General features: G+C 48.6%; 13 protein-coding genes. All 13 read left to right on the forward strand.

What is annotated here, in order from left to right; all coding sequences use genetic code 11:
• The first annotated feature begins 202 nt into the window (after nucleotides 1-202).
• Entirely contained in the window at nucleotides 203-1,792 is a 1,590-nt protein-coding gene (locus tag ACXADP_RS05645; protein WP_474969403.1) for a peptide chain release factor 3, read from the forward strand.
• Nucleotides 1,793-1,967: 175 nt separating this feature from the next.
• Nucleotides 1,968-3,947 (forward strand): excinuclease ABC subunit UvrB, encoded by a 1,980-nt coding sequence (gene uvrB / locus ACXADP_RS05650; RefSeq protein ID WP_474969402.1) that lies wholly within the window; start codon nucleotides 1,968-1,970, stop codon nucleotides 3,945-3,947.
• 6 nt (nucleotides 3,948-3,953) lie between these two features.
• Entirely contained in the window at nucleotides 3,954-6,830 is a 2,877-nt protein-coding gene (gene uvrA, locus ACXADP_RS05655; RefSeq protein ID WP_474971060.1) for an excinuclease ABC subunit UvrA, read from the forward strand.
• A gap of 66 nt (nucleotides 6,831-6,896) precedes the next feature.
• Nucleotides 6,897-7,268 carry a YojF family protein gene (locus ACXADP_RS05660; protein ID WP_027956289.1) on the forward strand — a complete coding sequence of 124 codons (372 nt, stop codon included), beginning with the start codon at nucleotides 6,897-6,899 and terminating at the stop codon, nucleotides 7,266-7,268.
• A complete protein-coding gene (gene bshB2, locus ACXADP_RS05665; protein WP_474971061.1) occupies nucleotides 7,261-7,914 on the forward strand; it encodes a bacillithiol biosynthesis deacetylase BshB2 in 654 nt (217 codons plus the stop codon). Before ACXADP_RS05660 ends, bshB2 begins: the two co-directional genes overlap by 8 nt.
• Before the next feature lie 104 nt (nucleotides 7,915-8,018).
• Complete coding sequence (locus ACXADP_RS05670) at nucleotides 8,019-9,047, forward strand: DUF4097 family beta strand repeat-containing protein (protein ID WP_474971062.1); 1,029 nt, start codon at nucleotides 8,019-8,021, stop codon at nucleotides 9,045-9,047.
• Nucleotides 9,048-9,073: 26 nt separating this feature from the next.
• Complete coding sequence (locus ACXADP_RS05675; RefSeq protein WP_474969398.1) at nucleotides 9,074-9,430, forward strand: phage holin family protein; 357 nt, start codon at nucleotides 9,074-9,076, stop codon at nucleotides 9,428-9,430.
• Nucleotides 9,431-9,588: 158 nt separating this feature from the next.
• The gene (hprK, locus tag ACXADP_RS05680) at nucleotides 9,589-10,521 is read left to right on the forward strand and encodes an HPr(Ser) kinase/phosphatase (protein WP_474969397.1); all 933 of its coding nucleotides are present in this window, start codon (nucleotides 9,589-9,591) and stop codon (nucleotides 10,519-10,521) included.
• A gap of 12 nt (nucleotides 10,522-10,533) precedes the next feature.
• Nucleotides 10,534-11,370, forward strand: coding sequence for a prolipoprotein diacylglyceryl transferase (gene lgt, locus ACXADP_RS05685; RefSeq protein WP_474971063.1), 837 nt, complete (start codon nucleotides 10,534-10,536; stop codon nucleotides 11,368-11,370).
• Between the two features lie 13 nt (nucleotides 11,371-11,383).
• Nucleotides 11,384-12,340 carry a nucleoside recognition domain-containing protein gene (locus ACXADP_RS05690; RefSeq protein WP_474969395.1) on the forward strand — a complete coding sequence of 319 codons (957 nt, stop codon included), beginning with the start codon at nucleotides 11,384-11,386 and terminating at the stop codon, nucleotides 12,338-12,340.
• Nucleotides 12,315-12,953, forward strand: a complete 639-nt coding sequence (gene ppaX / locus ACXADP_RS05695) for a pyrophosphatase PpaX (RefSeq protein WP_474969394.1) — start codon at nucleotides 12,315-12,317, stop codon at nucleotides 12,951-12,953. Before ACXADP_RS05690 ends, ppaX begins: the two co-directional genes overlap by 26 nt.
• 3 nt (nucleotides 12,954-12,956) lie before the next feature.
• Complete coding sequence (locus ACXADP_RS05700) at nucleotides 12,957-13,469, forward strand: acyltransferase (RefSeq protein WP_474969393.1); 513 nt, start codon at nucleotides 12,957-12,959, stop codon at nucleotides 13,467-13,469.
• Complete coding sequence (locus tag ACXADP_RS05705; RefSeq protein WP_474969392.1) at nucleotides 13,466-14,017, forward strand: glycerol-3-phosphate responsive antiterminator; 552 nt, start codon at nucleotides 13,466-13,468, stop codon at nucleotides 14,015-14,017. Before ACXADP_RS05700 ends, ACXADP_RS05705 begins: the two co-directional genes overlap by 4 nt.
• Nucleotides 14,018-14,081: the final 64 nt, after the last annotated feature.

Consider the following 14,081-nt stretch of genomic DNA (forward strand, 5'->3'; position numbering starts at 1 on the left):
AACGCCCCGGCCTTTGGAATCCTGTCCGGGTGATTGATTTTAATGGTTGGTTATGCTAACTTTCAATGTATCATATAAAAAATACGAGGAAGGCGCTTATAAGTCTGAGCGCTTTTTTTATGGAGTGAATCAGATCATGTAGGACGTATATCCTTTCCACCCCATTCATATAGAAATTTTTAATACGACGGAGGATATCACGATGAATGATATACAAAATGAAATGAAAAAACGCCGCACGTTTGCTATTATCTCCCACCCGGACGCCGGTAAAACGACGATGACGGAGAAAATGCTTTTACTGGGTAACTTGATCCGTTCTGCGGGTACAGTCAAAGGGAAAAAAACCGGAAAATTCGCCACATCCGACTGGATGGAAATTGAGAAACAGCGTGGAATTTCCGTAACTTCCAGTGTGATGAACTTCCCTTATAAAGACTATCAAGTCAATATCCTCGACACACCTGGTCACGAAGACTTCAGTGAGGATACGTACCGGACGCTGACAGCCGTAGACAGTGTGGTCATGGTTATTGACGGAACAAAAGGAATCGAAGCGCAGACCTTGAAGCTGTTTAAAGTGTGTAAGATGCGTGGGATTCCGATCTTCACTTTCATTAACAAAATGGACCGGGAAGGCCGCGAGCCGTTTGAACTGATGGAAGAAATCGAAGAAACGCTGAATATCGAAACCTATCCCATGACATGGCCGGCCGGAATGGGCAAGCGTTTCCTTGGTGTGTTTGACCGCCAGAACGAGCAGTTTGTCCAGTACACAGGGAATGAGGAAGAAGAATATATTCCTTATGCTGAACTTGATCAGCATCCTGAGCTGACCGAAAACGCCACGTATAAGGAAGCGGAAGAAGAAATGATGCTTGTGGATGAAGCCGGGGAAGATTTCGATATGGATAAAGTCATGCGCGGTGAACAGACCCCTGTCTTCTTCGGGAGTGCCCTGGCCCCGTTCGGTGTGGAAACATTCTTCAACAGCTTCATTGATATGGCACCGGAGCCTGCGCCAAGGAAGTCGACAGAAGGCGTCGTTTCACCGGATCATGAAGAGTTCTCCGGATTCATCTTTAAAATCCAGGCCAATATGAACCCGCAGCACCGTGACCGTGTAGCTTTCGTGCGTATCTGCTCAGGCAAGTTCGAGCGTGGGATGAACGTGACACTCTCCCGGACAGGGAAAACCTTTAAACTTGCCCAGTCCCAACAGTTTGTTGCTTCCTCAAGAGGAACGGTTGAAGAGGGCTACGCCGGAGATATCATCGGCATTTATGATCCGAACGTCTACCGGATCGGTGACACGATCGTTACAGGGAAATCCAGGTTCCAGTATGATGAACTGCCGCAGTTCCCGCCTGAAATCTTTAAAAAGGTCACCGCAAAAAACGTCATGAAGTCCAAACAGTTCCGTAAAGGGCTCGAGCAGCTCGTGCAGGAAGGAGCGATCCAGCTGTTCAAACGCTATCGCTTTGAGGATTACATCATCGGAGCGGTCGGTGAACTCCAATACGAAGTGTTCGAATACCGCATGAAAAACGAGTACAATGTGGATATTGAATTGACACAGCTCGGGGAAAGGATCCCACGCTGGTTGAATGAGGATCAGGTGGATGAATCATTGTTCGATGAACGGAACATGCTTGCCGAAGACCGGGAAGGCAATCCGCTTGTCCTGTTCAAAAATGACTTCTCCCTCCGTTGGTTCAAAGATAAGAATCCGGATATTGAACTGACCGATTTATTTGAAGTGAACCAGTACAACCAGACATTCGAAAATTAATCAATGAGCACTCTGCGCTGAGCAGAGTGCTTTTTATATGACTGAACATGGGTATAATGAATGGTTAGAAAGATCTTTCGAGCATCCGGAACCGAATGTTTGTTCGATGGATGTTAGAATGATAAACTGATGTGGTAAACTAATGTGTAACTAGTAAGGAACGGAGGTTTTCGTCGTGGATGAGAAGTTTGAGTTAGTTTCGAAATTTTCCCCACAGGGAGATCAGCCGAAAGCCATTGAAAAAATGGTCGAGGGGATCCAGAACGGGAAAAAGCACCAGACACTTCTGGGCGCAACAGGTACCGGAAAAACGTTTACGATGTCCAATGTCATTGCACAGGTGAACAAACCGACCTTAATTATTGCCCATAACAAAACATTGGCTGGACAGCTGTACAGTGAATTCAAGGAATTCTTTCCCAACAATGCTGTCGAGTACTTTGTCAGCTATTATGATTACTATCAGCCGGAAGCGTATGTTCCCTCTTCCGATACCTTCATAGAAAAAGACGCCAGCATCAATGATGAGATTGATAAGCTTCGACACTCGGCTACCTCATCGTTGTTCGAGCGCAATGATGTCATCATCGTTGCCAGTGTCTCCTGCATTTACGGCCTCGGTTCTCCAGAAGAATACCGGAGCCAGGTGCTTTCCGTCCGTTCCGGTATGGAAAAGGACAGAGATCAGCTTCTCCGCGAGCTTGTAGATATTCAATATGCCCGTAACGACATCGATTTCCAACGCGGAACGTTCCGTGTCCGCGGAGATTCTGTAGAAATCATCCCCGCCTCCAGAGAAGAGCATGCCATTCGTGTGGAGTTTTTCGGAGATGAGATCGACCGGATTCGTGAGGTGGATGTGCTGACGGGTGAAGTGACAGGTGAACGAGAGCATGTCGCCATCTTCCCGGCTTCCCACTTCGTCACACGTGAAGCAAAATTGAAAAAAGCCATTGCCAACATTGAAGCAGAAATGGAAGCGCGTGTAAAAGAACTGCGTGACCAGGAAAAGCTGCTGGAAGCCCAGCGTCTTGAGCAGCGGACGAACTATGATCTGGAAATGATGAGAGAGATGGGATTCTGTTCCGGTATCGAGAACTACTCCCGTCACTTGACGTTCCGCGAAGAAGGCGCGACACCTTATACGCTGCTTGACTTCTTTCCCGACGATTTCTTAATTATGGTTGATGAGTCGCACGTGACCCTTCCCCAGGTAAGAGGGATGTACAACGGGGACCGTGCCCGTAAGCAGGTGCTGGTTGATCACGGGTTCCGACTTCCATCGGCTCTTGATAACCGGCCGCTCATGTTCCCTGAATTTGAGGAGCATATCAACCGGATCGCTTATGTATCGGCAACACCTGGACCTTATGAGATTGAACATACCCCTGAAATGATCGAACAGATCATCCGGCCGACAGGACTGCTTGATCCTGAAATTGAAGTACGCCCGATCCACGGTCAGATTGATGATCTTGTCGGGGAGATTAATAAGCGGAAAGATGAGGGCGAGCGCGTCCTTGTTACGACCCTGACGAAGAAAATGTCCGAGGATCTGACGGCGTACTTGAAGGACCTCGGGATTAAGGTGGCGTATCTTCACTCGGAGATTAAAACACTGGAGCGTATTGAAATCATCCGTGATCTGCGGGTCGGTAAATACGATGTCATTGTAGGAATCAACCTGCTGCGTGAAGGTCTGGACATTCCTGAAGTGTCACTCGTTACCATTTTGGACGCGGATAAGGAAGGCTTCCTGCGTTCCGACCGCTCTCTGATTCAGACGATCGGCCGTGCTGCACGTAACGAAAAAGGCAGAGTCATCATGTACGCGGATAAGATGACGAAATCCATGCAGTATGCTATCGATGAAACCTACCGCCGTCGTGAAAAACAGATGGCTTACAATGAAGAGCACGGCATTACACCACAGACCATTAAGAAAGAGGTCCGTGATGTGATTAAGGCAACCGCCGTCGCTGAAGAAGATATCAGCTATGAGACAGGCAAGAAGCCTTCAGAAATGACGAAGAAGGAACGTCAGGAAATGATCGACAATATGGAAACAGAAATGAAGCAGGCTGCGCGTGACCTCGACTTTGAACGGGCCGCTGAGCTGCGCGACATTCTGCTGGAATTAAAAGCGGAGGGATGATGGAGTATGCCCAGTAAACATATCAGCGTTCGGGGAGCCCGTGCCCACAATTTAAAAAATATAGATATTGATATCCCGAAAAATAAACTCGTCGTCATGACGGGTTTATCCGGGTCCGGAAAATCATCACTGGCTTTTGATACGATTTATGCGGAAGGACAGCGTCGTTATGTAGAGTCCTTAAGTGCTTATGCCCGTCAGTTTCTCGGACAGATGGACAAGCCGGATGTAGACTCGATTGAAGGTCTGTCGCCGGCCATTTCCATCGATCAGAAAACGACAAGCCGAAATCCGCGTTCCACGGTCGGAACCGTAACGGAGATCTACGACTATCTCCGTCTGTTATTTGCCAGGATCGGACGCCCGACCTGTCCGAACCACGGCATTGAAATCAGTTCCCAGACCGTCCAGCAGATGGTGGATCGTTTGATGGAATATCCGGAGCGCACGAAAATGCAGATTCTTGCCCCGGTCGTTTCCGGTCGTAAGGGTGAGCATGTGAAAGTGTTTGAGCAGCTCCAGAAGGAAGGGTATATCCGCCTTCGTGTCGATGGGGAAATGCGGGAAATTTCCGAGGAAATAAAACTCGAAAAAAACAAAAAGCATTCCATTGAAGTGGTCATTGACCGGATTGTCATTAAAGACAGTGTCGAAGGACGTCTGTCAGATTCGTTGGAAACAGCGTTGAATCTTGGGAATGGGAACACGATTGTCGATGTCATCGGAGAAGAAGAACTTACATTCAGCGAGCATCATGCCTGCCCCATCTGTGGATTCTCCGTCAGTGAACTGGAGCCGAGGATGTTCTCCTTCAACAGTCCGTATGGTGCCTGCAGCCGCTGTGATGGACTCGGCACTCAGCTGGAAGTCGACATTGATCTTGTCATTCCGGACTGGGGACGTTCCTTGAATGAACATGCGATTGCTGCATGGGAACCTCAGAGCTCCCAGTATTACCCGCAGCTTCTGAAAAGCGTAGCGGACCATTACGGCATTGATATGGACAAACCGTTCCGTGACCTTCCAGAAGAGCATAAAGAACGTATTCTTTATGGTAGTGGCGATGAAAAAGTCTACTTCCGCTATGAAAATGACTTCGGCAAAGTACGTGAGAACGAAATTTTCTTCGAGGGTGTCATTCCGAACATTTCCCGCCGGTACAGAGAAACGAGTTCCGATTATATCCGTGAACAGATGGAGAAATACATGGCGCAGAAGCCGTGTCCGAAATGTAAAGGCAACCGCTTGAATGAAGAGGCTCTGTCTGTCTTGATCAACGGCAGCCATATTGGTACAACCACTGATTTTTCCGTAACAGAGGCCAAAGAATTTTTTGAGTCTGTGGAACTGACGGAAAAAGAAGAAACGATCGCCCGGATGATTTTGAAGGAAATCTGTGAACGACTCAGCTTCCTTGCCAATGTCGGCCTGGACTATTTAACGCTGTCCCGTTCTGCGGGTACGCTGTCTGGCGGTGAAGCCCAGCGGATCAGGCTGGCGACTCAGATCGGTTCCGCCCTCACAGGCGTTCTTTATGTTCTGGATGAGCCTTCCATCGGTCTGCATCAGCGGGATAATGATCGTCTGATCAATACGCTGAAGCGGATGCGCGACCTGGACAATACTCTGATTGTCGTGGAACACGATGAAGATACCATGCTCGCTGCGGACTACTTGATCGATATCGGACCAGGTGCAGGTGCCCACGGCGGAAATATCGTCACTCAGGGGACACCGAAACAGGTCATGAAAAACCGCAAGTCCCTGACAGGCCAGTATTTATCCGGCCGGCAGTTTATCCCCCTGCCTTCTGAACGGCGGAAATCCGACGGGCGCTCCTTGAAAGTGAAAGGAGCGGAAGAAAACAACCTGAAAAAAGTGAATGCCAATATTCCGCTCGGGGTCTTCACGGCTGTGACAGGAGTTTCCGGGTCGGGGAAAAGTACACTCATCAACGAAATCCTCTATAAGACGCTGTCTATGAAGCTTCATAACGGAAAGCAGAAACCTGGACAGCATAAAGCTGTCGAAGGCATAGAGCACCTGGACAAGGTGATTGATATCGACCAGTCACCAATTGGAAGAACACCAAGATCCAATCCAGCGACCTATACAGGCGTCTTTGATGATATCCGTGATGTGTTTGCACAGACGAATGAAGCGAAAATCCGCGGGTACAAAAAAGGCCGCTTCAGTTTCAACGTCAAGGGTGGACGATGTGAAGCCTGCCGCGGAGACGGAATCATTAAAATTGAAATGCACTTCCTTCCCGATGTCTATGTTCCCTGTGAAGTCTGTGACGGTAAACGGTACAACAGAGAAACGCTGGAAGTGAAGTATAAAAACAAGAGCATCGCCGATGTTCTGGCAATGACGATTGAAGAAGCGCTGGAGTTCTTCGCCAACATTCCGAAAATTAAGCGCAAACTGCAGACGGTTGCCGATGTCGGTCTGGAATATATTAAACTCGGCCAGCCGGCTACCACATTGTCCGGCGGGGAAGCCCAGCGTGTGAAACTGGCGAGTGAACTGCACCGCCGGTCCAACGGAAAATCCTTCTACATTTTGGATGAGCCGACGACCGGTCTTCATGTCGATGATATTTCCCGTCTCCTGAAAGTTCTCCAGCGTCTCGTTGATAATGGGGATTCGGTGCTTGTCATTGAACACAACCTTGATGTCATCAAAGAAGCAGATCACATTATTGATCTAGGACCGGAAGGCGGCGGAAATGGCGGACGGATTATTGCAAGTGGCACGCCTGAACACGTCGCTGAGCAGGAGGATTCCTACACAGGGCGGTATTTGAAGCCCGTTCTGGAGAGAGACCGTGAGCGTATGGAAAAGCAGATGGACAGTCGCGAACAAGTGGCCGGCAAGTAGATGTTTTGACGCCCGCCGCCAAATTAAGTATCGTTAACCAAGAATGGTTGGACGGGAGGAATATGAGTGGAATCAATACAACCGAACAAAGTTCAGGATAAAATCAACCAGTTAGCCAATAAAACGGTATACGTGCATTTGGAAACAACCAATGGTGCGTACGCCAGTCACTTCGATGAGAATGCCTATAACGTGGGAGCTTTCATCCGTAATGCGGAAGTTTCTTATCAACACGGAAAAATCGTCAGCACAGGCGGCAGCTACCGTGTAGGTCTTAAACTTGATCTCGGATGGGTGTACGCCGAAGGGCTGAGCGATTATGAAATCGATGAAAAAGGCCGTCTTCTGATGGCGGGGCATGACCGTGAAGGCCGCTTGATGGTCGCTTTGGAAATCAGCGAGACCCCATTTTCACACGGAGCGGATCCTGATGAGTAAAGGGCATGTGGTCGTCATTTTCCCACATCCGGATGATGAGTCCTTTGGTGCTTCCGGCACCATCTCTAAATTCAGGGATGAAGGAGTTCCAGTCACATACCTTTGTGGAACACTGGGGGAAATGGGACGGAATATGGGAAGCCCGGTTTTTGCTAACAGAGAGACGTTGTCCACATTCCGCAGACAGGAATTGAAGGAAGCAGCCAGACAACTCGATATAAAAGTGGAGTTTCTCGGCTACCGCGATAAGACACTTGAATTTGAACCGCGTGATCAGGTAGCGTCTCATTTGAAGAAGAGACTGGAAGAGCTGGAGGCGACGGTGGTCATCACCCATTATCCGGGGTACGCGGTCCATCCGGATCATGATGCTCTCGGAGCCGCAGCGGTCGAGGCCGTCAAATCGATGAAAGAGGCCTCGCGCCCGGATGTATGGATGCACGCCATTTCCAACGGCCATGCGGATGTATTAGGGGAACCGGATATCGTTTATGATATCCGCCCTTATTGGGAAAAGAAGCTTGCAGCCATTCAGGCCCACCTTTCCCAGGCGGACGGAATGATGAGTTTGATCGAAAATCATGATCAGGCCGCTGAACAGCTGGAACGATTGAAAACAGAGCGGTTTTACCGCTGGCACTTTTAAGATAGCAGCCATGGATCAGACCTTACGTCCGATCCATGGTTTTTTGTTTTTGAATCTTTTTTTATGGGAACAACGTACATAGATAGGTAAAGGAGAGTGAATATATGCCGGTAAATGAAGAACGTATGAAAATATTGGAGATGATTGAAAAGGGTACGATCAATGCAGAAGAAGGAGCGAAGCTTTTAAGTGCTCTTGAACGTGAAGGAGAGGAACCGCCGGAGAAGAAAAAGTATGGCATTGTGAACTTTCTTGATGACGCGGTGGATAAAATCAAGAACGCCGACTTTGATCTTGCTTTTGGAGAATCGGTGGAGATTAAAGAGGATTCCCTGCTTGATGCCGGAGACTTGAAGGAAGTGGATCTAATGATTGCCAACGGTTCCCTCCATGTCTACTCCTGGGAGGAGGATCAGGTGAAGGCATCCTCCAGAATGAAAGTGTATCAGGCGGCCACAGAGGAAGAGGCGAAGGAACGTGTGTACGGAGATGTTCAATTCGACATCAAATATGGCCTGCTGCGTTTGGCCAGTCCTTCCAAGAAAATCAAAATGCATACAGATCTTTACTTACCGAAACGCTCCTATGAATTTATTAAAGCTCAGCTTCAGAACGGCTCCCTGCACGCGGAAGGCCTGGAAGGAGAGCATTTCCATTTGAAAACCTCCAACGGTCCTGTGAAAGGGGCCCGCCTGAAAGGGAGAAGCTGCAAAATTTATACAGCCAACGGATTGATCAAGCTTGAAGAAGGCGTGTTCGATCAGTTGGAAGCAGATACGATCAACGGGCCGGTGACCCTCGAAGGGACATTCGGTAAAATTGATGGGTCCTCTGTGAGCGGAGGGATCACCGTAGACCATAAAGGAAGCACAGCGCATACCGCCTTTTTGAAAACGACCGCAGGGGCCATTCAGGTCTCTCTTCCTGTGGAACGTAGAATCGACGGGATTCTGAAAACGAAATTCGGTTCCCTTCAGTGCAGCCTTGATAATTATAAAATCCTGAAAGACCGGAAAGACGTAATGAATAAGACGCTGGAATTCGAAGCGTATGAACAATTTGAAGATGTTTATCATATAGAAGCAGAGACGAAGACTGGTTCAGTGAAGATACAGCCCCCTGTCCAGCTTTAAAACAGTGGGAAAATGAGGTGAATGTTATGAAAAACTGGCTGCTGCATATTCTAGTGAATGCTGTTGCCATTATTGCTGTCGGAGCCCTGCTCGACAGTGTCCAGATTGACGGTGTCGGCGGTGCTTTGCTTGCCGCTTTTATCCTTTCGATCCTTAATGCGGTCGTCCGTCCATTTCTTGTCATTTTGACTCTTCCGATTACGATTGTCTCGCTCGGACTGTTCCTGTTTGTGATCAACGCCATCACACTGGCTCTGACCGACTTGTTCCTTGGAAGTACATTCGATATTGATGGATTTGGCATGACCATCCTTGCCGCGGTCATCATTTCTTTCTTGAACCTGGTACTAAACAGTCTTTTGAAAGATATGAAGACATCCTGATGCAGCCGTACGGAGAAATCCGTACGGTTTTTTTATGCGCAGGACGTATTTTATGTCTATACTGATAGGGACCCCTGGTTGATACAGACCTATCCAAGATTTCAGCAAAACATGCTACAATAGGGGACAGTGATTGATGAATGGAGGTTGTTGGAAAGATGAGCAAGGTCCGCACAGAAGATTTACTGGAACAGTTTCAGCTTGAATTAGTAACCGGAAAAGATGGAGTTCACCGTGAAATACATATGAGTGATATTTCCCGCCCCGGTGTAGAAATGACCGGGTATTTCAAGTTTTACCCGAAAGACAGACTGCAGCTTCTCGGGAAGACAGAGCTGTCCTATTTCAATGAACTGACAAAGGAACAGCGTCAGGAGCGGGCGCAAAAGCTCTGCACCGATGTTACCCCGGGGATCGTTATAACGAGGGGTATGGATATTCCGGAAGAGTTGTTTGAAGCCGCTGAAGAAGCTGGCGTCCCGCTGATGATCTCTCCATATAAGACAACGAGAGTCATCAGCCGGCTGACCAATTTCCTGGAGTCCAAGTTTGCCCCGTTTACAGCTATACACGGTGTCCTTGTAGATATTTACGGTATTGGTGTACTGATCACCGGTCAGAGTGGCGTGGGTAAAAGTGAAACAGCGCTTGAACTGGTGAAGCGTGGTCACCGCCTCGTTGCTGATGACAGCGTGGAAATCCGGCAGGAAGATTACGATACGCTGATCGGAAACAGTCCGCCTCTGATTGAACATCTTCTTGAAATCCGGGGTCTCGGTATTATAAATGTGATGACGCTGTTCGGCGCTGGTGCTGTCCGCAGCTTCAAACGCATCACCCTTGTCATCAACCTGGAAATTTGGGATAAGAACAAGCAGTATGACCGCCTGGGCCTCGAGGAAGAGACGATGAAAATTATGGACGTTCATGTGCCGAAAGCGACGATCCCTGTCCGTCCGGGGCGTAACCTTGCCGTCATTATTGAAGTGGCAGCGATGAACTTCCGCCTGAAGCGGATGGGCGTTAATGCCGCAGAAGAGTTTTCCGAGCGGTTAACCAAAGTGATCGATCAGGATCAAACGGGAAAATAAGGAGGAAACAAGATGCAGACATGTGAAGCACAGCCTCTTGATCCCGTCTTTCTTCAGCTGGGTCCACTTTCTGTTTACTGGTATGGCTTGATTATTGCTACAGGAGCCTTTTTAGGATTATGGATTGCGACAAGAGAAACAGAAAGACTGGGATTGAAAAAGGACTATATGGTGGACATTGTGGTCTTCGCCATCCCTGCGGCCATTTTATGTGCCCGCCTTTATTATGTGATTTTTGAATGGGAGCGGTATGCCGGCGGCCCGTTGTGGAAGGTTTTTGCTGTCTGGGAAGGCGGAATCGCCATCCACGGAGCTTTGATCGGTTCGGTGCTGACCGCCTATAGTTATACAAAAGTAAAAGGCATCTTCTTCTGGATGATGGCAGATATCGCTGCCCCGAGTATTATTCTTGGTCAGGCGATCGGGCGCTGGGGGAACTTCATGAACCAGGAAGCCCACGGTGGACCTGTCTCACAGGCTTTTTACGAGAATTTCATGCAGTATCTGCCCGCGTTTATCAACCAGCAGATGTGCATTGACGGAACGGTGTATCACCCGACGTTTCTTTATGAATCCGTCTGGAATATCATCGGTTTCGCTCTTCTGCTCGTTCTCCGCCACCGATTCAACCCGCGTCGTGGGGAAGTTTTCTTAAGCTATGTCATATGGTATTCTGTCGGCCGTTTCTTCGTGGAAGGACTGCGTACGGACAGTCTCTACTTGTTCGGAGATATTCGTATGGCTCAATTTATTTCCATTGTCCTGGTGATCGGTAGTGCCGTACTCATGTATTACCGCAGAAAGAGCGGAATGGCAGATAAATATTATAACGGAAAGAAAGTAAAATAAGGGAGCCGATAGCATGAAAGGAACGTGGCTGCGTGGTGGGAAAAAGGGCCTGGATTTAACATGGACACTGGGGAAAGTCATTTTTCCCGTAACACTGATTGTGACGATTCTCCAGTATACGCCTGTCCTGCCATGGGTGATGGACAAACTGGAACCTCTGATGGGGTGGCTCGGTCTTCCAGGCCAGGCGGCTGTCCCTTTAGTGGTTGGGAATTTTTTGAACCTGTATGCCGGCATCGCTGCGATTCTCTCCTTTGATTTTACGGTGAAAGAAGTATTTATTTTAGCTGTCATGCTGTCGTTCTCCCATAACCTGCTGATTGAATCGACCGTTGCTAAAAAAGTGGGGGTCAGCTGGTGGATCGTTATTGGTGTCCGCCTTACCCTTGCCTTCTTTTCCGCATTTGTCATCCATTTGTTCTGGGACGGGGGAGGGGAACAGGCGAAGTACGGCCTTGCCCCCTCTAATCCTGTGGAACCGGAGGGATGGACGGAAATCATCATCCAGGGGGTGCAGACGGCCGGCATGGGGATTATCCAGCTTGCCTTCATTGTCATCCCATTGATGGTCGTTATGCAGTTTATGAGAGAAAAAGGATGGCTCGACAAATTTTCGGAATGGGTCGCTCCCTGCACCAGGTTTTTAGGTATGGAGCGGAATACATCCATGACGCTGGCCGCCGGCTTGACGATCGGTCTTGCCTACGGCGCCGGTTTGATGATTCAGGCCGTGGAAGAGGACGGTGTATCGAAAAAGGATATGTATCTGGCCGTCATTTTCCTTGTCGCCTGTCATGCTGTTGTCGAAGATACGCTCGTATTCATTCCACTCGGCATCCCTGTCTGGCCGCTTCTCATCATCCGGTTAACGACAGCTGTGCTGTTAACAGCGTCCGTAGGGTTTGTTTGGAACAAATTACAACATAATAGAAAGGATACATCACATGAGCATACGTACCATTCTCTTTGATTTAGACGGCACACTGATTGATACGAATGAACTGATTATCGCATCCTTCACTCACACCATCGCCCAATATGGGGACAGAGACTATACGCGTGAAGAGATCTTGGATTTTATCGGCCCCCCTCTTGTGGAAAGCCTGGCTGAGATCAACCCGGACAAAGTGGAGGAGATGGTGGAAACCTACCGCGAACATAATGTGGAAAACCATGACCGTTATGTGACTGCCTATGAAGGGGTTGTCGAAACGATGCATACCTTGAAGAAGCAGGGATTCCGTCTTGGTGTTGTGACGACAAAGATGAAGAACACCGTTCATATGGGGCTGGAACTCACGAATCTGGACGGCTTGTTTGAAACGGTTGTCACTCTTGATGATGTGACCAATGCCAAACCTCACCCGGAGCCGATCGTGCGGGCGCTTCAAGAACTGGATACGCCGGCATCAGAAGCTCTCATGGTCGGTGATAATACCCACGATATTGAAGCAGGAAAAAATGCCGGAACGAAAACAGCCGGCGTTGTGTGGACTGTCAAGGGCAGAAATGTACTGGACGAGTTAAGTCCGGATTACATGCTGGATAACATGCGTGACCTGCTGCAGATTACCGGGAGATAATCGATGAGAAAGACAGACCGCTATCCCGTCGAGGGTGCGAATTCCCTGTGGCATATTTATAAAACCGTGCCGTTTTTTAAAGTCGTAAAAAATTTCATCGTTATTCAGATGGCACGTTACACCCCTTTTCTCGGAATGAAAAATTGGCTGTACCGCACGTTTTTGAACATGAAGGTGGGTGACCAGACAGCCTTTGCCTTGATGGTCATGGTTGATATTATGTTTCCCGAAAAGATCAAAGTTGGGTATAATACGGTAATTGGGTACAATACAACCATCCTAGCTCATGAATATTTGATCGATGAATACCGGCTGGGTGAGGTGATCATCGGAGATGAAGTTCTGATCGGAGCCAATACGACAATCCTCCCGGGAATCACGATTGGGGACAGGGCGGTCGTATCGGCCGGCACGTTGGTGAATAAAGATGTTCCACCCGGCAGTTTTGTCGGGGGAAACCCGATGAAGGTCATTTATACGAAAGAGCAGATGGCTCAGCGGGAGGCGGAAGAATGAGTTTTACACAGACGGTTTTACCGGCAGTAAAGAAAATCAAGGATTTTGAAACCCTGCTGGAATCGGATACGGAGTATATCATCCTTCTTGAAAGCCGTCTCGGACTGCTTCGAAAGCTCGTCCGTCTCGGGCAGAAGGCGGGGAAAAAAGTCCTCGTCCACGTGGATTTGATCCAAGGCTTGAAAGCGGATGATTACGGTATGGAATACCTCGGTCAGGAAGTGAAACCCGACGGAGTGATTTCAACAAGAGGACATGTCATTCATCAGGCGAAAAAATATAATATCCTATCTGTGCAGCGGTTGTTTCTGATTGACAGTCAGGCCATTGAGCACAATGTGAAGCTCATTCAAAGAACGGAGCCTGATTACGTCGAAGTTTTGCCTGGTGTCCTGCCGGGAATGATAAAAGAGATTAAAGAGCGGATCGGGGTACCTGTCATCGCTGGAGGACTCGTCCGTACGGAAGAAGACGTGGAGCAGGCACTGGCCTCCGGGGCTTCTGCCGTTTCTACTTCTCGTACCGACTTATGGAAGTTTTCCAAATAGATGATCCAGACGCCCTTTGTAAAAAAAGGAGCCTGAAAACGCACAGAGATTAGAAGAGACGCTA

Source organism: Halobacillus sp. AWH4_228, from assembly GCF_056158365.1.